Source organism: Bacillus cereus group sp. BfR-BA-01310, from assembly GCF_022664325.1.
Lineage (GTDB): Bacteria > Bacillota > Bacilli > Bacillales > Bacillaceae_G > Bacillus_A > Bacillus_A paramycoides.
On record NZ_JAKUHD010000001.1, the window covers coordinates 328,322 to 346,981 of the forward strand.

Here is an 18,660-nt window from a genome sequence, read left to right on the forward strand (position 1 = left end):
TAAATCTCCCCCTATCCTACTTTTCATGAAGGTTATCCTATAATAAGTACCTATTCTGCATATCAAAAAAAAATAACCGTATCTCATATAAAAGAGATACGGTTATTTCCAAAAGCGAATGAATTACAAAACCGATTAAAGTTTCATTCCTTTTGGCAGTTTTCCATCTGGACTAATAAGTGCTGCAGAGAATTCATCGGTAAACATGTTGCGAATTAATTCGTCTACATTTTGTTTTGTTACAGTATTTACACTTTCAATAATCTCATCAAGAGAACGATGTTTACGAAGAAGCAGTTCGTTTTTACCGTTACGACTCATACGACTATTGGTACTTTCTAAACTTAACATTAAGTTTCCTTTTAATTGTTCTTTACTATTAACAAGCTCTTTTTCTGTAATACCTGTATTTTTTAACGTATCTAACGTTTCTTGCATTGTTTCATACAGTGTATCTAATTGTTGACTGCCTGTTCCACCGTAAAGCGTTAACATACCTGTATCTTCATAAGAAGAATGGTAAGAAAATACTGAGTATGCCAATCCACGTTGTTCACGTACTTCTTGGAATAAACGGCTACTCATGCTACCACCTAAAATATTATTCAATACAATTAAGTTATAAATATCTTCGTGTCCCATTTGCAAGCCTTTATATCCTAAACATAAATGAGCTTGTTCTGTTTCCTTTTTACGTGATACTTTATTAAAGTGGAAAATTGGGCTATGTACTTGTTCACGATTTGTTGTTCCTTCGTAATTACCGAAATATTGTTCCACAGTTTGAACAAATGCTTCATCAATATTTCCAGCAATTGATACAACTACGTTTTCAGGTGTATAGTGGTCTTTAATATATTGACGTAACGTATCACCTGTAAATGTTTCAAGCGTTTCCTCTGTTCCTAAAATAGGATATCCAAGCGGATGCGTTTCATATGTTGCTTTCGTTAACATATCATGCACAATATCATCTGGAGCATCTTCGTACATTTTAATTTCTTCACATACGACATTCTTCTCTTTTTTCAGTTCTTCCTCATCAAATGTTGAGTTAAAGAACATATCCGCTAATACATCTAAAGCATATTTAGCATGCTCATCTAGCACCTTCGCATAGTAACATGTATATTCTTTTGAAGTAAAAGCGTTTACTTGTCCGCCAATGCTATCAAATGATTCTGCAATCTCTCTTGCACTTCGCGTTTCTGTCCCTTTAAAGAACATATGCTCTAAAAAGTGCGAAACTCCATTATTTTTTTCATTTTCATTTCTTGAACCTGCATGGATCCATATCCCAATCGCAACCGAGCGTACAGTTGGTATATTCTCCATAACAATTCTTACACCATTTTTACAAGTATATTTTTTAATCAAAAACTTTCCTCCTACTGCCAGTTTCTCTAAATAATTGCTATTGTTTAATGATAACAAGTTTACAGATGAATGTCATGCAAATGTATTTAATCCACACGTTTTTCATCTAGTAATTCTGTAATATTCCCCACTTTATATCCTTGTTCCTTCAAATTTTTAATCATAGTATCTAACGCTTCTGTTGTAGATGAAGTAGGGTGCATTAGCACAATAGCACCTGGATGGATTTTTCGCATTACTCTCTGCAATAGTACATCCGGTTCTGGACGCTTCCAATCAATTGTATCTACAGTCCACATAATCGTCCCCATTTGGAAATCATTCGCTATTTTTACTACCTCATCCCGAAAGCTTCCGCTTGGCGGGGCAAACCATCTCACTTTTTGATTCGTAGCTGCTTCTATCATTCGATTCGTTTTTTGTAATTGATCTCGTATTTCATCCGCAGATAGCGTTTTCATATTAGGATGTGTGTAAGAATGATTTCCTACTTCTTGATTTGCATCCACAATCATTTTTGCAAATCGTAAATTTTCTTTCACCCAACGCCCTTCTAAAAAGAAAGTCGCCTTCACATCATGTTTTTTCAATATCTCTAATATACGTGGCAAATACTCATTACCCCAGGCCACATTAATTGTTAATCCCACCATTTTTTTATTTGGATGTCCTCGATAAATGGGAGCTGGTGATAAATCTGCTAAGTGGACACTTGGTGATACTTCCTTAAATTCAAGTTGTTTGTGATCAAACTTCTTGAGCTTCTTCATATTATTATAGGACGCTTCTATATCCACTTGTCTTCCATTATACCCAGGCGTCGCTTTCCAAATCTTATCAATCATCGCATTTTGCGGCAAGATCTCGTACTGTTTTGCATGCTTTCGAATCTCTTCATGCAAGCTATCCTGTGCAAAGACTGAATAAGAGCCAAAACCCACATATAAAGAAAATATAAATATGTATGCCAATATACGAACTTTCATAAAAAACCCTCCCATTAACTATAAAAAAAGAAACCATTTTCTTCTTATCTTTGTTAATTTGAGCGTTATGATGAAAACTATACCTATACTCACATAAAAATCTATATGAATCACATTTTTTACATAACAAAAAAAGCCAGTTAAACTGGCTTTTACTTATTGCTGCTCTTGTTTATTTTCTTCTTTAACAGCTTCTTTTTCTTGCTCTTCTTTTAGCAATACTTTTCTAGATAGGTTCACGCGACCTTGCTTGTCAATCTCGATAACTTTAACTGTGATCACATCACCAATTTTCACAACGTCTTCTACTTTACCTACACGCTCAAGTGCAAGTTCAGAAATATGAACTAATCCATCTTTACCGCTGAATAATTCAACGAAAGCACCGAATTTCTCGACACGTTTTACTTTTCCTTCGTAGATTTCACCTACTTGTACTTCGCGAACGATATCTTCGATAATTTTCTTCGCTTTGTCATTCATTTCTTGATTTATTGAAGAAATGAATACTGTACCATCTTGCTCGATGTCAATTTTAACGCCAGTTTCTTCAATGATTTTATTAATTTGTTTACCGCTTGGTCCAATAACGTCACGGATTTTATCTGGGTTAATTGTCATTGTAATAATCTTTGGAGCGTAAGCTGATAATTCAGTACGTGGCTCTGCAATAACAGATAACATATGATCTAGAATGTGCATACGACCAACTTTCGCTTGTAGTAATGCCTCTTCTAAAATCTCACGAGATAAACCATCGATTTTAATATCCATTTGCAGTGCAGTTACACCTTGTGCTGTACCTGCTACTTTAAAGTCCATATCGCCTAAATGGTCTTCCATACCTTGAATATCAGTTAAAATTGTGTAATGCTCACCAGATTTAACTAGACCCATTGCAATACCAGCAACTGGAGCTTTAAGCGGAACACCAGCATCCATCATTGCTAAAGTACTACCACAAATACTTGCCTGTGAAGTTGAACCATTTGATTCTAATACTTCAGATACAAGACGTACTGTGTATGGGAAATCTTTTTCAGATGGAATTACAGGCTCAAGAGCACGTTCTCCTAGTGCACCGTGACCAATTTCACGACGACCTGGTCCACGCATCGGTCTTGTTTCACCAACACTAAATGATGGGAAATTGTAATGGTGCATGAAGCGTTTTGATTCTTCTACACCAAGACCATCTAAAATTTGCACATCGCCTAATGCACCTAATGTACAAATACTTAATGCTTGTGTTTGTCCACGTGTGAATAAACCAGAACCGTGTGTACGAGATAAAATACCAACCTCTGATGCTAAAGGACGAATTTCATCACCTTTACGACCATCTGGGCGGATTTTTTCAACTGTAATAAGACGACGTACTTCTTCTTTTACAATTTTATATAAAATCTCATTTACTTGTCCTAATGTGTCAGCGTCAGCTTCTTGAGCTTCGTAATGCTCAATTACACGTTTTTTCACTTCGTTAATTGCATCTTCACGTGCATGTTTCTCATGCACTTGAATTGCAGAATGCATATCTTTCTCAGCCATTTCACGTACAGCTTGATTAATATCAGCATCAACTTCGTAAAGTTTCACTTCTGATTTCTCTTTACCTACAGCTTGTACAATCTCTTCTTGGAATGCAATCAGACGTTTAATTTCGTCATGTCCAAACATAATTGCTTCTAACATTGTTTCTTCAGGTACTTGATCTGCTCCTGCTTCAACCATGTTAATTGCATCTTTCGTACCCGCTACAACAAGGTGAATATCACTTTGTTCTTGCTGTTCTACTGTTGGATTAATAACGAATTCGCCATTAATACGACCAACTGTTGCACCAGCGATTGGGCCTTCAAATGGAATATCTGAAATCGATAACGCTAATGAAGAACCAAGCATAGCTGCCATTTCAGAAGAACAATCTTGATCAACACTCATTACAATGCTGACAACTTGTACTTCGTTACGGAAACCATCTGCGAAAAGCGGACGAATTGGACGGTCGATTAAACGACTTGCCAAAATTGCTTTTTCACTTGGACGACCTTCACGTTTAATAAAACCGCCTGGAATTTTTCCGACTGCATATAAACGCTCTTCATAGTTTACTGTAAGTGGGAAGAAATCTACATTTTTAGCCTCTTTTGATGCAGTTGCTGTAGATAGAACCGCTGTATCGCCATATCTTACTAATACTGCTCCGTTCGCTTGTTTTGCAAGCTGACCAGTTTCAACTGTTAGCTGGCGACCAGCTAAATCTATCGAGAAGACTTGCTTTTCTTGACTCATTTAAGTACCCCTCTCAATTTAAAGTATTCAATTCTTCTATGTAAATGGATAGTATATCACAATATTCTACCTCTAGTATTGCCGAAAATTAAGTAAGCTATAAAGCGTAGAAGATATATTTTTACCTAACAAAAAAGCGGGAATATTCCCGCTTCTTTGACTATCGACGTAAGCCAAGCTTTGTGATTAATTCACGGTAACGTGTGATATCGCTATTACGAAGGTAAGTTAGTAAGTTACGACGTTTACCAACCATCTTTAATAGACCACGACGTGAATGATGATCTTTCTTGTGAGTACGTAAGTGCTCGTTTAGAGTGTTAATTTGCTCCGTTAGGACAGCAATTTGAACCTCTGGAGAACCAGTATCAGTCTCATGAGTTCTAAATTGTGCAATGATTTCATTTTTACGCTCTTGTGTTAAAGCCATCCTATTTCACCTCCTATTAATTAAACCCCCAATTACCTAGCAAGCGTCGGTGAGTCGCAATGCCAAGCAATGGTTGTCATAAAGTACATAACATAGAATACTACTTTTCATTTGAAAAAGCAAGTGTATTCTTTACGCTCGCAAAATATTCTTGGGCAACTTTTTTATCCCGAGCGATTTGTGCAACTAACTCATCAATACCATTGAACTTTTTTTCTTCTCTTATACGCATGTGCCACTCTACTGTAACACTTTGTTCATATATGTCTTTATTAAATTCAAATAGGTGTACTTCAATCGATAATTGACGCTCATTCTCTTTGAAAGTTGGTTTATATCCGATATTACATACGCCATCATGCCACTCATCATGAACTTTCAGCCTTACTGCGTATACACCTACAGGTGGCAACAAATATTCATCACTTAAACCTACATTTGCAGTCGGAAAACCAATTTGGCGTCCACGCTTATCACCGTGCACAACTGTTCCTTCTACCGTGTATGCTCTTCCTAAAATAGATGGAATTTGTTCCATTTCGCCATTTCGAATTAACTTTCGTAATGAAGTAGAACTTACTTTTTCTTCTTGATATTCAACTTTTTCGATCACGGTCTGTGTAAACTCCCCTCTTGCATGAAATGGTAAAGTCTCCATCTTCCCTTTTCCTAAACGTCCATATGAATAATCAAAGCCTGCTACTACATGCTTTACATTTAAACCAATAATATAATCATCGACAAACTGTTGTGGCAATAATCCAGCAAATGGTTCATCGAATTTCACCACATATAATATATCAATTCCTAAACTTGCGATGATTTCTTCTTTAAGGCGCATCGGTGTAATGTACTCCACATGCGCTTCTTTTTTTCCTAATACAACAGATGGGTGTGGATGAAACGTCATGACAGCACTTTTACATCCTCTTTCATCCGCTATTTTTTTCGCTGTTCGAATTACACGTTGATGTCCTAAATGAATGCCATCAAAATATCCTAATGCCATTACAGTAGGTGGTAATTCTATTTTATTTTGTTCATGTGGATGAGTTAAATGAATAAGTTTCACGCTTGAATTCACCTTTTTCTGTAATAATCCTTCCAATAATTCATTATAGCTTTAGTTCTTGATTATTCACAAGTACTTTCATTGGCTTTAGCATACCAGGGTGTTTTGGATGGTGCTCATAAATTGCTAAGCAACGATCATTTTTATCAAATACTGTAATAAATGGTGCTGTTGTTTCTAATTCATTCTTTAAGAACATACCATTTTTTATTTTCTCTGCTTGCTTTTCATCTACAACCATTTTTGGAAACTTACTTAGCGCCTCATCAATTGAGATGAAAATAGACTCTACTGTTCCATTTTGCACGTTTTCTTCAATTTCTTCAAATGATATGCAATCTTCTAGTAAAAATTCACCAGATGCTGTTCTTACAAGGTGAGACATATGTGATGGAAAACCAAGTTTTTCACCAATCATTACTGCTAGCGTTCTTACATATGTTCCTTTACTACACGTTACACGGAAACGGAATGAAACGTTTTCCCCTTCAAAAACTTCATGTTCATCAAGTAATACAAATTCATGAATTGTAATTGTACGAACTGGACGTTCAACTTCTTGTCCTGCTCTTGCATATTCATATAATTTTTTCCCGTTAACTTTTACAGCTGAAAACATCGGAGGCATTTGTTCAATCGTACCTGTTAATTCTGCAAGAACTCCTTCTACTTCTTTACGAGTAATAACACGGTCAACATTTTTTGTTTCCACAACTTCACCAGAAGCATCTTCAGTTGTTGTTGAAAATCCTAATGTCACTTCGCCTTCATATGTTTTCGTTTCACTCGTTAAAAACTGTGCAATCTTCGTTGCTCGTCCAACACAAATAGGTAATACTCCTGTTACATCCGGATCTAATGTTCCCGTATGACCAATTCGTTTCTCACGTAAAATCTTTCTTAATTTAAATACACAATCATGTGATGTCATGCCTTTTGGCTTATGTAATAATACTACACCTTCCATATATGTTCACCTCATCATAATTCTTTCATAGTAAATATCCAAAACTTATTTTGCATTGAAAAAATGGATAGACAATTGTCTATCCATTATTCTTCACGTTTACCTTCTTTATTAATTTCATGTAAAAGTGTATCAATTCGATGACCATATCCGATAGACTCATCAAATTCAAAGGAAATTTCCGGTGTTTTACGAAGACGAATACGTTGGCCAATTTCTGAACGAATGAAGCCTTTTGCCTTCGCCAAACCTTTTAATGTACTTTCTTTCTGTTCTTCATCACCTAAAACAGAAATATATACTGTAGCAATTTGTAAATCTCCACTCACTTGTACATCTGTTACTGTAACAAATCCGACACGTGGATCTTTAATTTTACGACTGATGATGTCGCCTAATTCTTTTTTCATTTGCTCGCCTACACGGTTCGCACGTAATTTCATAATTCTTCACCTCATTCAATACCATTCCAATTGTGTTATCGTACGTTCAATTTCAGGAAATGAATCGATATACTCAAGTACACGATTCATTTCTTTTTCACAGACAACACGATTTGAGGATACGGAAACAATTGCAATTTCTGTACGTTGCCATACATCTTGATGCCCAACTTCAGAAACAGCTACATTATAGCGCTGTTTCACACGAGTTAACACACGTTGCAAAATTGCTCGTTTCTCTTTTAAAGAATGCACATCGTAAATCATACACTCGAATGAGAGTGAAGCGATAATCATCGCTTCACTTCTTCCATAATGTACGCTTCAATGATGTCCCCTTCTTTAAGATCATTATATCTCTCAATTGTAATACCACACTCATAGTTTTGTGCAACTTCTTTTACGTCGTCTTTGAAACGTTTTAACGTATCAAGTTGTCCTTCGAAAATTACTACGCCATCACGGATAATACGAACGCCACTATCACGTGTAATTTTACCGTCTATTACGTAACAACCTGCGATTGTTCCAACTTTTGTTACTTTGAACGTTTGACGAACTTCCGCTTGACCGATTACTTTTTCTTCGAATTCTGGATCCAGCATACCTTGCATTGCTGATTCAATTTCTTCGATTACTTTATAGATAATACGGTGTAAACGAACATCAACGTTCTCTAATTCAGCTGTACGCTTCGCATTCACATCAGGGCGTACGTTAAATCCAATTATAATTGCATTAGATGCAGAAGCTAAAATAACATCAGATTCTGTAATCGCACCTACGCCTGTATGGATAATTTTCACTTTTACGCCTTCAACATCAATTTTACGAAGTGATGCTGCCATTGCTTCTACAGAACCTTGTACGTCTGCTTTCACAATTAAGTTAATCTCTTTTACATCGCCCTCTTGGATTTGTTGGAATAAATCTTCAAGGCTTAATTTAGATTTCTCACCACGTTGTGCAACTAACGCTTCTTGTGCACGTGATTCACCGATTTGACGAGCTTTCTTCTCATCAGCGAATGCCATGAAACGATCGCCCGCTTGTGGTACTTCATTTAAACCTGTAATTTCAACAGGCGTTGATGGACCAGCAACTTTTACACGACGACCAATATCACTTACCATTGCACGAACACGACCGAATGATGTTCCAACAACAATTGGATCTCCAACTCGAAGTGTACCGTTTTGAACAAGTAATGTCGCGATAGTTCCTTTACCTTTATCAAGCTGCGCTTCAATTACAGTACCAGTTGCATAGCGATTTGGATTTGCTTTATATTCTTCTACTTCACTTACAAGAAGAATCATTTCTAGCAAGTTGTCAATTCCCTCGCCTTGAATTGCAGAAATTGGTACGAAAATCGTGTCTCCGCCCCAAGCTTCTGGAACTAATTCATATTCTGTTAATTCTTGCATTACACGATCAGGATTTGCCGCTGGTTTATCCATTTTATTCACAGCCACAATAATTGGTACTCCAGCTGCTTTCGCATGGCTAATCGCTTCTACTGTTTGTGGCATAACACCGTCATCAGCTGCAACAACAAGAATTGTAATATCCGTTACTTGCGCACCACGAGCACGCATCGTTGTAAATGCCGCGTGACCTGGTGTATCTAAGAATGTAATTTTCTTATCATTTACATCAACTTGGTATGCACCGATATGCTGAGTAATTCCACCAGCTTCGCCAGCAGTTACTTTTGAATTACGGATAGAGTCAAGTAAAGTTGTTTTACCATGGTCAACGTGTCCCATAATTGTAACAACAGCTGGACGTTCTTTTAAGTTTTCTTCATCATCTTGCTCATCGATGAATGTTTCAAATTCAGTTTCACTTACAACTACTTCTTCTTCTACTTCAATACCGTAATCAGTAGCAATTAACTCAATTGTATCTTTATCTAGATCTTGGTTAATTGTTGCCATAATTCCTAGCATGAAGAGCTTTTTAATAATTTCAGATGGCTCTTTGCTTAACTTTTTAGCAAGGTCACCTACTGTAAGGCTTCCAGAGAAAGTAATTTTATCTGGTGTTTCTACTATTTGCGTTTGTTGTCTTCCAGCAAAGTTATCTTGACGTTTGTCTTCATTTCCTTTGCCTTTTTTCTTCTTCTTATTGCTGTTCTTTTTACTGCGAACAACTTTCTCTTCTACTTCAAACTCATCTGCAACAGAAGGTTTTTCCGCTCCAGTGTTATATTGATTATCTAATTTGTTTACTACTTCATCTTCTAACATTGTCATATGATTCGAAACCTCGATATTCATCTCTTTTAGTTTTGTCATAAGATCTTTACTTGAGATATTATTTTTTTTTGCATATTCATGTACTCGAATTTTACTCATACCTTCACCCCCGGTAATTTGTATCGAGCATGCTACGTAGCTTTTTCGCAAAGCCTTCATCTAACACAGCTACAACGACTCGCTCGTCTCTCCCAATCGCATGCCCTAATTGTTGTCGATTTTCGACTTTTCTCATTGGTATGTTGTAGTACGTGGTTTTATCAATGATACGTTTTGTAGTGTTCGCTGACGCATCTTCAGAAAGCAATACAAGCTTTGCTTTGCCACTTCGTACTTCTTTTAAAACGAGTTCTTCACCCGAAATGATTTTTCGAGCGCGGTTTGCTAGTCCTAAAAACGATTTCCAATCGGACACTTATTTCGACTCCTTCTCAACAAGCTCAAGAAGCTCTTCGTACAGAGAACTGTCGATTTTCGCTTTTAGATGATGTTCCAAAATGTTTTTCTTTTGGGCTTGAATAATGCATTCTTTATCTTTTGACAAATATGCACCTCGTCCTGATTTTTTTCCTGATAAATCAATAGACACTTCGCCCTCTTTGGAACGAACAATGCGAACGAGCTCTCGTTTTGATTTCATCTCTTGCGTCGCAATACATTTTCGTAACGGAACTTTTCGATTGCTCATACTCATCACCTCTACTCGATTTCGTCTTCAACTGAATCGAATCCGAATGCGATTACGCTATCTTCTTCTGTCACAATACCAAGTTGTTTCGCATCAGACTCACTTTTAATATCAATTTTCCAGCCTGTTAATTTAGCTGCAAGACGCGCATTTTGTCCACGCTTACCAATTGCTAATGAAAGCTGGTGGTCTGGAACAACAACAGTTGTTGCTTTTTCTTCTTCATCTACAAGTACTTTAACAACTTGTGATGGACTTAAAGCATTTGCAACATATTCAACTGGATCATTTGACCAGCGAACGATGTCAATCTTTTCACCTTTTAGTTCATCCACAACGCGTTGTACACGTTGTCCTTTCGGTCCTACACAAGAACCTACTGGATCAACATCGATATTCTCTGCATATACAGAAATTTTAGAACGGTCGCCTGCTTCACGTGCTACAGAGCGAATTTCTACAGTTCCATCATAAATTTCTGGAACTTCCATTTCGAATAAACGTTTTAAAAGACCAGGATGTGTACGTGATACGTAAATTTGTGGTCCTTTCGTTGTCTTTTCTACTTTTGTAATGAATACGCGAATACGATCATGTGGTTTATATTGCTCATTTGGCATTTGCTCACTTACAGGTAATAAAGCTTCCACTTTTCCTAAGCTTACATAGATGAAACGAGCATCTTGACGCTGTACAATACCAACCATAATGTCTTCTTCACGATCACTAAATTCTGAATAAATAACACCACGTTCCGCCTCACGAACTCGTTGTGTTACAACTTGTTTTGCAGTTTGCGCTGCAATACGACCAAAATCTTTTGGCGTTACTTCAATTTCTAGTACGTCGCCATCTTGGTAGTTTGGATTAATTTGTCTCGCCTCTTCTACAGAGATTTCAAGACGTGGATCAAACACATTATCAACAACGTCCTTACGTGCTAAAACTTGAATTGTTCCCACTTCTGGGTTAAAGCTCACACGAACGTTTTGTGCTTGGTTAAAATTGCGTTTATAAGCAGATATTAATGCTGCTTCAATTGCATCAATAATAATATCTTTACTAATACCTTTTTCTGACTCTAATACGAGCAAAGCATCTAACAACTCAGTGCTCATGAAGATCCCCCTTCTTACTAAAACGTAACAGCAAGTCGCGCATTTGCAACTTTATCCATTGGAATTTGGATTTCTTTTTTACGTGTTTTAATTGTTAATAGTAGTGTAATTGTAGTACCGTCGTAGGAAAGTAGCTTTCCTTCAAACATCTTTTCACCATCAATCGGCTCATATGTTTTAATTGCCACTTGTTTTCCTACCGCTTGCTGGAAGTCTTTCTCTTTCTTTAATGGGCGTTCCGCTCCAGGAGATGATACATCCAAAAAGTAAAGATGAGGAATTGGATCCTCTTTATCTAAAGCTTCGCTTAAACGTTCACTTACCGCACCGCATTCTTCAATGTCGACTCCCTTTTCAGAATCGATGAATACGCGTAAGAACCAGTCTTGTCCTTCTTTCACATACTCTACATCTACAAGTTCAAGATTTAACTCTTCAACGATTGGCTGCGCAAATGCTTCTACAACTTCTGTGACTTTCTTATCCATAAACAGCCTCCTTCCTGCCGCCATGTACCATTTACAAGAAAAGATTCCGTTCATAAAGACGGTATATCTTATTCTTTCTCGTTAGCTAACAAAAGCCCCTGCCGTTAAGCAGGGAATATCTGTCTTAGTATTACCAAATTTAAGAAGTAAAACTTGTAACAAAATATGTATATACGACAGAAATATCTTTACTATCTACAGAAATAAAATGTAGATAGTAACACGAAAGAGTGGGTTTCCCCACTCTCTTTTTCACAAAATATACATGACATGGTTATCTCGGTTTATAGTATACCATAGCAAATGTTGATTTGCAAAGACTTTTCCTACCTATTAGAACAGTGACAATTGGTTTTGATCCGGTAAATCTCCTAGACAACCTTGACTATCTAAATACTCAATAATCGTTTTAGAAACCTTACTACGTTGCTGTAAGTCTTCTTTTGATAAGAAATCACCATTTTTACGAGCTTCAACAATACTGAAAGCTGCGTTTGTACCAAGACCAGGCACTGCATTAAATGGAGGAATTAAAGTATCCCCATCAATAATAAATTCGGTTGCATGCGAGCGATATAAATCAACCTTTTGGAATGAGTAGCCACGCTCACACATTTCAAGTGTCATTTCTAGCACCGTCAATAAACTCTTCTCTTTCGGCGCTGCATCCAATCCTTTTTGTGCAATTTCATCAATTCTTACACGTATGGATGCTGAACCTTTCGCCATCGCCTCTACATCAAAGTCATCTGCACGAACTGTAAAGTATGCCGCATAGAATAAAAGTGCGAAATGTACTTTAAAGTATGCGATACGTACAGCCATAAGTACGTAGGCAGCAGCATGGGCTTTAGGGAACATATATTTAATCTTCTTACATGAATCAATATACCAACCTGGTACATTGTTATTTCTCATGTCCTCTTCCCACTCTTCTGGTACACCTTTACCTTTACGCACCGACTCCATGATTTTGAAGGCTAATGATGGATCCAAGCCTTGATAAATTAAATATACCATGATGTCATCACGACAACCGATAACTTCACTCAGTGTACACGTACCGTTATAAATTAATTCGTTCGCATTACCTAGCCATACATCTGTACCATGGGACAGTCCAGAAATTTGGACAAGCTCTGAAAACGTCGTTGGTTTCGTTTCTTCTAACATTTGTCTTACGAATTTCGTACCAAACTCTGGTATACCAAGTGTACCTGTTTTACAGTTAATTTGTTCTTCCGTTACTCCTAAAGATTCTGGACCTGAGAAAATCTTCATTACTTCCGGATCATCCGTTGGAATTGTTTTCGGATCAATACCACTTAAATCTTGAAGCATACGAATAACGGTCGGATCATCGTGTCCTAATATATCAAGCTTCAATAAATTATCATGAATGGAATGGAAGTCAAAGTGCGTTGTTCTCCACTCAGCCCCTATTGAATCAGCGGGAAACTGAATTGGCGAAAAGTCGAAAATATCCATGTAATCTGGCACAACGATAATACCACCTGGATGCTGTCCGGTTGTACGCTTTACTCCCGTACATCCCGCTACTAAGCGATCGATCTCTGCATTTCGAATTGTTAAGTTATGATCATTAGCATAACCTTTTACATACCCATAAGCGGTTTTTTCTGCAACCGTACCAATTGTTCCAGCACGGTATACATAATCCTCACCGAACAGTACTTTCGTATAGTTATGAGCACGCGGTTGGTATTCTCCGGAGAAGTTCAAATCGATATCGGGCACCTTATCTCCTTTAAATCCAAGGAACGTTTCGAACGGAATATCATGTCCATCTTTCACGTATGAAACATTACATGTTGGACATTCTTTATCTGGCAAGTCAAAACCAGAACCTACAGAACCGTCATTAAAGAACTCTGATTGTTTACACTTTGGACATACATAGTGCGGTGGTAATGGGTTTACTTCTGTAATTTCCATCATCGTTGCAACAAATGATGATCCTACCGATCCACGCGAACCTACTAGATAGCCGTCTACTAACGACTTTTTCACAAGTTTATGCGAAATTAAATAAATAACGGCGAATCCATGCCCAATAATACTTTTCAATTCTTTTTCCAGACGGGCCTCTACAATTTCCGGTAATTCTTCACCATAAATACTACGCGCCATTTTATAACTCATTTCACGTGTTTCATCATCGGCACCTTCAATTTTCGGTGTGTATAAATCATCTTTTACTGGATGAACATCACCAATTAATGATGCAATCTTTTGTGTATTTGTTACAACAATTTCTTTCGCTGTATCTTCACCTAAGAATGAAAAACAATCTAGCATTTCATCTGTTGTACGGAAATGTACAGGCGGTAATGAATGGCGATTTAACGGATTTGCTCCGCCCTGTGAACTTACTAAAATTTTACGATACATCGCATCTTCTGGATCTAAATAATGCACATTCCCCGTAGCAACAACTGGTTTATCTAACGTCTCACCTAGTTTTACTAAGTTAGAAATAATTGTTTTTAATTGTCCTTCATCTCGGACAAGCTCACGTTCTACTAAATGACGTAACACTTCTGGAGGCATAACCTCAATATAGTCGTAGAACTGTGCAATTTCTTCTACCTCTTCAGGTGCTTTTTGCATCATCGCTTCAAACACTTCACCTTTATCACAAGCCGTGCCTACTAATATACCTTCGCGATATTTTTTTAATAATGATCGTGGTACACGTGGTACACGGTAAAAGTAATTCAGATGAGAATAGGAAACAAGTTTATATAAATTTTTCAATCCAACGTCTGATGTGGCAAGTAATGTCATATGACTTGGACGCCCACGTTTATATGCATCCCCTTGCCCCATACTATCGTTTAGTTGATCGTGATATTCAAATCCCTTTTCAATCACATCTTTTAACATTTTCACAAGTAAATATCCCGTTGCTTCTGTATCATAAATCGCACGGTGATGTTGCGTTAATTCGATATCAAGCTTTTTACACATCGTATTTAACCGATGATTTTTCATTTCCGGGAATAAGAACCGTGCAAGTTCTAACGTATCAATAACTGGATTTTTCGTTTTTTCTAGCCCGGCCTTTTTAAAGCCGACATTAATGAATCCCATATCGAAGCTTGCGTTATGAGCAACAAGTGTATGGTCACCCATCCATTCCTCAAACTTCTTAAACACTTCGGCCACTTCTGGTGCATCAGTTAACATATCATCAGTAATACCTGTTAATTCAATAATCGTCGCCGATAATGGTTGATGAGGATTTGCGAAAGATTCAAAGCGATCAATAATTTCGCCACCTTTTACCTTTACAGCAGCTAACTCAATGACTGTGTCATATACAGCAGATAATCCTGTTGTCTCAACGTCAAAGACAACATATGTTTCTTCTGCAAGTAGACGATGTGCTTCGTTATAAGCGATCGGTACACCATCATTAACTAAATTTGCTTCTACACCGTATATAACTTTAACTCCAGCCTTTTTACCAGCAGAATATGCTTCTGGGAATGACTGCGCAACAGCATGGTCTGTAACTGCAATAGCCTCATGCCCCCATTTACCTGCTTGAGCAACAAGCCTAGAAACAGGAGTAACAGCATCCATTTGGCTCATTGGAGTATGAAGGTGAAGCTCTACACGTTTTTCGCCTTCTGGCGCTTTATCTTTACGAGACGGCCCTGTTATTTCATTAATATCATTTGCAATCATTACTAAATCTCGAACGAATGTATCATTTTGAACAGAACCACGTGCTTTCACCCACATTCCTTTTTTCAAGGATTGTAGCATTGGAATATCTTCTTTATCACGAGAGAACATTTTGATCATAATAGAATCCGTATAATCTGTTATTTTTAAGGTTAATAACGTACGGCCACTACGAAGCTCTTTTGTTTCTACATGGAAGACATACCCTTGAACCGTTTTTCTTCTTTCTTCATCTTGAATTTCTCGCATCGGTGTAATCTCTTCATCTGGCTTAATAAGATACCCGAGTACAATCGGTCCTTCATGCACAACACTGCTTTCTTCAGCCTGCTTCTTCGCCATTTCTTCCATAGCTTGTATAACACGCTGACGGTCTTCTTGCTGAGTTTGCTCACGAAACTTTTGCATCTCTTCTGCATTTTGCTTGATATGTGTGTCTAACTGAAAACGTGGGAATCCAAAAGCTTCGTATTGATCACCTACTGGTTTCGCAACGTTTTTCTTTAAGGCTGTAGATTCCAGTTCATTATTCACATTTAATAGTAACTTCACGCCATTGACCTGCGGAAGTTGCTTCTTTAAGTATGCGAACATAGGTGAAAATGTAATTCGTTCCGTACAAAGCGGCCAATACGCTTTAACTTCTTCTTCTGTAAATTGTTTATTCTCTGTTTCTAATGCAAATGTTGTTCTTGCAATATGAGAAAATGATTGCTTAAGCTTTGTTTCTAGCAATTCATATAATTCTGTCGGCAAAATACGTGGCACTTGTAAGTCAAAATGCCAGCTTTTATTCGCTTTATCAATAACTAGCTTTTCAATACCACCGCCATGTAAATATTGATTTATAAGGTCTTCTGGTATTTGCAACTGCTGGAGCAAAATTTGAAATCGCTCTTGTTGTTCATTTGTTAATGACATAAGCACTCTCCTTCCATTTGCTATTATAAATTGAAACGTACTACAAAGAAAGATTTCTACCTTCTTCTTTTACAAAATACGTTTACAAAGAAAGAGAAGGTACCTCATTACGAGGTACCTCTTCTTATTTTAAAATATTTGCAATATATGTTTGAAGTTCTTCTACTTTCACTTCTTCAGACTCGCCTGTAGCACGTACTTTCACTTCTACAATACCTTCATCTGCTTTTTTACCAACTGTAACGCGAACTGGAAGGCCGAATAAATCTGCATCTGCAAATTTAACACCTGCACGTTCTGCACGATCATCTAGTAATACTTCGTATCCTTGCTCTTGTAATGAGTTGTAGATGTTTTCACCCATTTCACGTTGTGCATCAGATTTCATATTTACTGGAATTACATGCACATGGAACGGTGCAACAGCTTTTGGCCAAACTAGACCGTTCTCATCATTAAACTGCTCTGCAATTGCTGCCACTGTACGAGATACACCAATACCGTAACAACCCATAATAAGTGGTTTTGTTTTTCCGTTTTCATCTAGGAATGTTGCGTTCATCGCTTCACTATAACGAGTTCCTAATTTGAATACATGACCAACTTCAATGCCACGTGCGAAAAGAATTGTTCCGTTTCCATCTGGAGATTGATCTCCTTCTTGGATGAAACGTAAATCTGTATATTGACTTACTTTAAAGTCACGTTCTGGATTTACATTTACATAATGGAACCCTTCTTCGTTCGCTCCTGAACATCCGTTTACAATTGATGCTACAGCATGGTCAGCAATAATTTCTACATCGCCTGTCACACCAATCGGTCCTAATGAACCAACTTCACAATTTAATAATTCTTTTACTTCTTCATGAGAAGCAAGTTCAACAACTGAAGCGCCGTATACATTTTTCACTTTTACATCGTTTACTTCATGATCACCACGAACAAGTACAACTACTAATTTCTCGTCTACTTTAAATACCATAGACTTAATGCACTTTTCCGCTTCAATGTTTAAGAATGCAGATACTTCTTCAATTGCTTTTTGATCTGGTGTTGCTACTTTTTCAAGTGCCTTTTCTGCTTCGTCACTCTTCGTATACGTAGCTACAACAGGAGCCATTTCAATGTTCGCTGCATAATTAGATGTATCAGAGTATGCAATTGTATCTTCACCAACATCTGATAATACCATAAATTCATGTGTATCTTTTCCGCCCATTGCTCCAGAATCAGCAATAACCGCACGGAAATTCAAACCACAACGAGCAAAGATATTAGAATACGCTTCGTATAAACGGCTATATACTTCATCTAAACTTTCTTGTGTTGCATGGAAAGAATATGCATCTTTCATTAAAAATTCTCTTCCGCGTAATAAACCGAAACGTGGTCTTTGCTCATCACGGAACTTTGTTTGAATTTGATATAGTGTTAACGGTAATTTTTTATATGATTTTACTTCATCACGTACAAGATCAGTAATTACTTCTTCATGTGTCGCCCCTAATGCAAATTCACGAGCGTTACGATCTTTCATACGCATTAATTCAGATCCGTAAGAATACCAACGACCTGATTCTTGCCATAATTCTGCAGCTTGCATAGCTGGCATTAATAATTCTACAGCTCCTGCGCGCTCCATTTCTTCACGAACAATACGTTCTACTTTGTGTAATACTTTTAGACCAAATGGTAGAAAACTATAAATACCTGAAGCATTTTGACGCATAAACCCTGCGCGAAGTAATAATTGATGACTCTTAATTTCAGCATCGGCTGGAACTTCACGTAATGTAGGACTGAATACCATACTTTGTTTCATTGATTCGCACCTCTTCATTTTACTCTTACACGCAGTAAAACCCCTCACCTCGAGTTAGGTGAGGGATTTTATTCT

Annotated in this window: 15 protein-coding genes; all 15 read right to left on the reverse strand. The window is 37.3% G+C overall.

The genetic code is table 11. The annotated features are described in order from the left end of the window. Nucleotides 1-135 precede the first annotated feature (135 nt). Nucleotides 136-1,377 carry a M16 family metallopeptidase gene (locus MR109_RS01655; RefSeq protein ID WP_002173079.1) on the reverse strand — a complete coding sequence of 414 codons (1,242 nt, stop codon included), beginning with the start codon at nucleotides 1,375-1,377 and terminating at the stop codon, nucleotides 136-138. Between the two features lie 86 nt (nucleotides 1,378-1,463). Beyond that, nucleotides 1,464-2,363: a polysaccharide deacetylase family protein gene (locus tag MR109_RS01660; RefSeq protein WP_071718863.1), complete on the reverse strand. Its 900-nt coding sequence runs from the start codon at nucleotides 2,361-2,363 to the stop codon at nucleotides 1,464-1,466. Between the two features lie 156 nt (nucleotides 2,364-2,519). Beyond that, on the reverse strand, nucleotides 2,520-4,658 hold the full coding sequence (pnp, locus tag MR109_RS01665; RefSeq protein WP_242270738.1) for a polyribonucleotide nucleotidyltransferase: 2,139 nt from the start codon (nucleotides 4,656-4,658) through the stop codon (nucleotides 2,520-2,522). Between the two features lie 160 nt (nucleotides 4,659-4,818). Further along, entirely contained in the window at nucleotides 4,819-5,088 is a 270-nt protein-coding gene (gene rpsO / locus MR109_RS01670; RefSeq protein ID WP_001229392.1) for a 30S ribosomal protein S15, read from the reverse strand. A 100-nt stretch (nucleotides 5,089-5,188) separates the two neighbouring features. Beyond that, nucleotides 5,189-6,160, reverse strand: coding sequence for a bifunctional riboflavin kinase/FAD synthetase (gene ribF / locus MR109_RS01675; RefSeq protein ID WP_002173083.1), 972 nt, complete (start codon nucleotides 6,158-6,160; stop codon nucleotides 5,189-5,191). Between the two features lie 43 nt (nucleotides 6,161-6,203). After that, nucleotides 6,204-7,127, reverse strand: coding sequence for a tRNA pseudouridine(55) synthase TruB (truB, locus tag MR109_RS01680; RefSeq protein ID WP_048371625.1), 924 nt, complete (start codon nucleotides 7,125-7,127; stop codon nucleotides 6,204-6,206). A gap of 86 nt (nucleotides 7,128-7,213) precedes the next feature. Further along, nucleotides 7,214-7,570, reverse strand: coding sequence for a 30S ribosome-binding factor RbfA (gene rbfA, locus MR109_RS01685; protein ID WP_000776443.1), 357 nt, complete (start codon nucleotides 7,568-7,570; stop codon nucleotides 7,214-7,216). Between the two features lie 15 nt (nucleotides 7,571-7,585). Further along, complete coding sequence (locus MR109_RS01690) at nucleotides 7,586-7,867, reverse strand: DUF503 domain-containing protein (RefSeq protein ID WP_017151268.1); 282 nt, start codon at nucleotides 7,865-7,867, stop codon at nucleotides 7,586-7,588. After that, a complete protein-coding gene (gene infB, locus MR109_RS01695) occupies nucleotides 7,864-9,930 on the reverse strand; it encodes a translation initiation factor IF-2 (RefSeq protein WP_048371629.1) in 2,067 nt (688 codons plus the stop codon). The genes MR109_RS01690 and infB overlap by 4 nt, the downstream gene beginning before the upstream one ends. Before the next feature lie 4 nt (nucleotides 9,931-9,934). Further along, nucleotides 9,935-10,246, reverse strand: coding sequence for a YlxQ family RNA-binding protein (locus MR109_RS01700; protein WP_001286519.1), 312 nt, complete (start codon nucleotides 10,244-10,246; stop codon nucleotides 9,935-9,937). Continuing rightward, nucleotides 10,247-10,519, reverse strand: coding sequence for an RNase P modulator RnpM (rnpM, locus tag MR109_RS01705; protein ID WP_000071123.1), 273 nt, complete (start codon nucleotides 10,517-10,519; stop codon nucleotides 10,247-10,249). An 11-nt stretch (nucleotides 10,520-10,530) separates the two neighbouring features. After that, nucleotides 10,531-11,637: a transcription termination factor NusA gene (nusA, locus tag MR109_RS01710; protein ID WP_002173086.1), complete on the reverse strand. Its 1,107-nt coding sequence runs from the start codon at nucleotides 11,635-11,637 to the stop codon at nucleotides 10,531-10,533. Nucleotides 11,638-11,654: 17 nt separating this feature from the next. After that, nucleotides 11,655-12,125, reverse strand: a complete 471-nt coding sequence (rimP, locus tag MR109_RS01715) for a ribosome maturation factor RimP (protein ID WP_000359095.1) — start codon at nucleotides 12,123-12,125, stop codon at nucleotides 11,655-11,657. Nucleotides 12,126-12,458: 333 nt separating this feature from the next. Further along, on the reverse strand, nucleotides 12,459-16,760 hold the full coding sequence (locus MR109_RS01720; protein WP_002173087.1) for a PolC-type DNA polymerase III: 4,302 nt from the start codon (nucleotides 16,758-16,760) through the stop codon (nucleotides 12,459-12,461). A 124-nt stretch (nucleotides 16,761-16,884) separates the two neighbouring features. Beyond that, on the reverse strand, nucleotides 16,885-18,585 hold the full coding sequence (locus MR109_RS01725; protein ID WP_002173088.1) for a proline--tRNA ligase: 1,701 nt from the start codon (nucleotides 18,583-18,585) through the stop codon (nucleotides 16,885-16,887). Between the last annotated feature and the right edge of the window lie 75 nt (nucleotides 18,586-18,660).

What these genes read in the sequence shown, in the direction of transcription:
- rnpM (WP_000071123.1), bottom strand. Translation starts at nt 10,519, where the DNA reads ATGAGCAATCGAAAAGTTCCGTTACGAAAATGTATTGCGACGCAAGAG.
- MR109_RS01660 (WP_071718863.1), bottom strand. Translation starts at nt 2,363, where the DNA reads ATGAAAGTTCGTATATTGGCATACATATTTATATTTTCTTTATATGTG.
- MR109_RS01725 (WP_002173088.1), bottom strand. Translation starts at nt 18,585, where the DNA reads ATGAAACAAAGTATGGTATTCAGTCCTACATTACGTGAAGTTCCAGCC.
- rbfA (WP_000776443.1), bottom strand. Translation starts at nt 7,570, where the DNA reads ATGAAATTACGTGCGAACCGTGTAGGCGAGCAAATGAAAAAAGAATTA.
- MR109_RS01720 (WP_002173087.1), bottom strand. Translation starts at nt 16,760, where the DNA reads ATGTCATTAACAAATGAACAACAAGAGCGATTTCAAATTTTGCTCCAG.
- nusA (WP_002173086.1), bottom strand. Translation starts at nt 11,637, where the DNA reads ATGAGCACTGAGTTGTTAGATGCTTTGCTCGTATTAGAGTCAGAAAAA.
- infB (WP_048371629.1), bottom strand. Translation starts at nt 9,930, where the DNA reads ATGAGTAAAATTCGAGTACATGAATATGCAAAAAAAAATAATATCTCA.
- truB (WP_048371625.1), bottom strand. Translation starts at nt 7,127, where the DNA reads ATGGAAGGTGTAGTATTATTACATAAGCCAAAAGGCATGACATCACAT.
- rpsO (WP_001229392.1), bottom strand. Translation starts at nt 5,088, where the DNA reads ATGGCTTTAACACAAGAGCGTAAAAATGAAATCATTGCACAATTTAGA.
- rimP (WP_000359095.1), bottom strand. Translation starts at nt 12,125, where the DNA reads ATGGATAAGAAAGTCACAGAAGTTGTAGAAGCATTTGCGCAGCCAATC.
- pnp (WP_242270738.1), bottom strand. Translation starts at nt 4,658, where the DNA reads ATGAGTCAAGAAAAGCAAGTCTTCTCGATAGATTTAGCTGGTCGCCAG.
- MR109_RS01690 (WP_017151268.1), bottom strand. Translation starts at nt 7,867, where the DNA reads ATGATTATCGCTTCACTCTCATTCGAGTGTATGATTTACGATGTGCAT.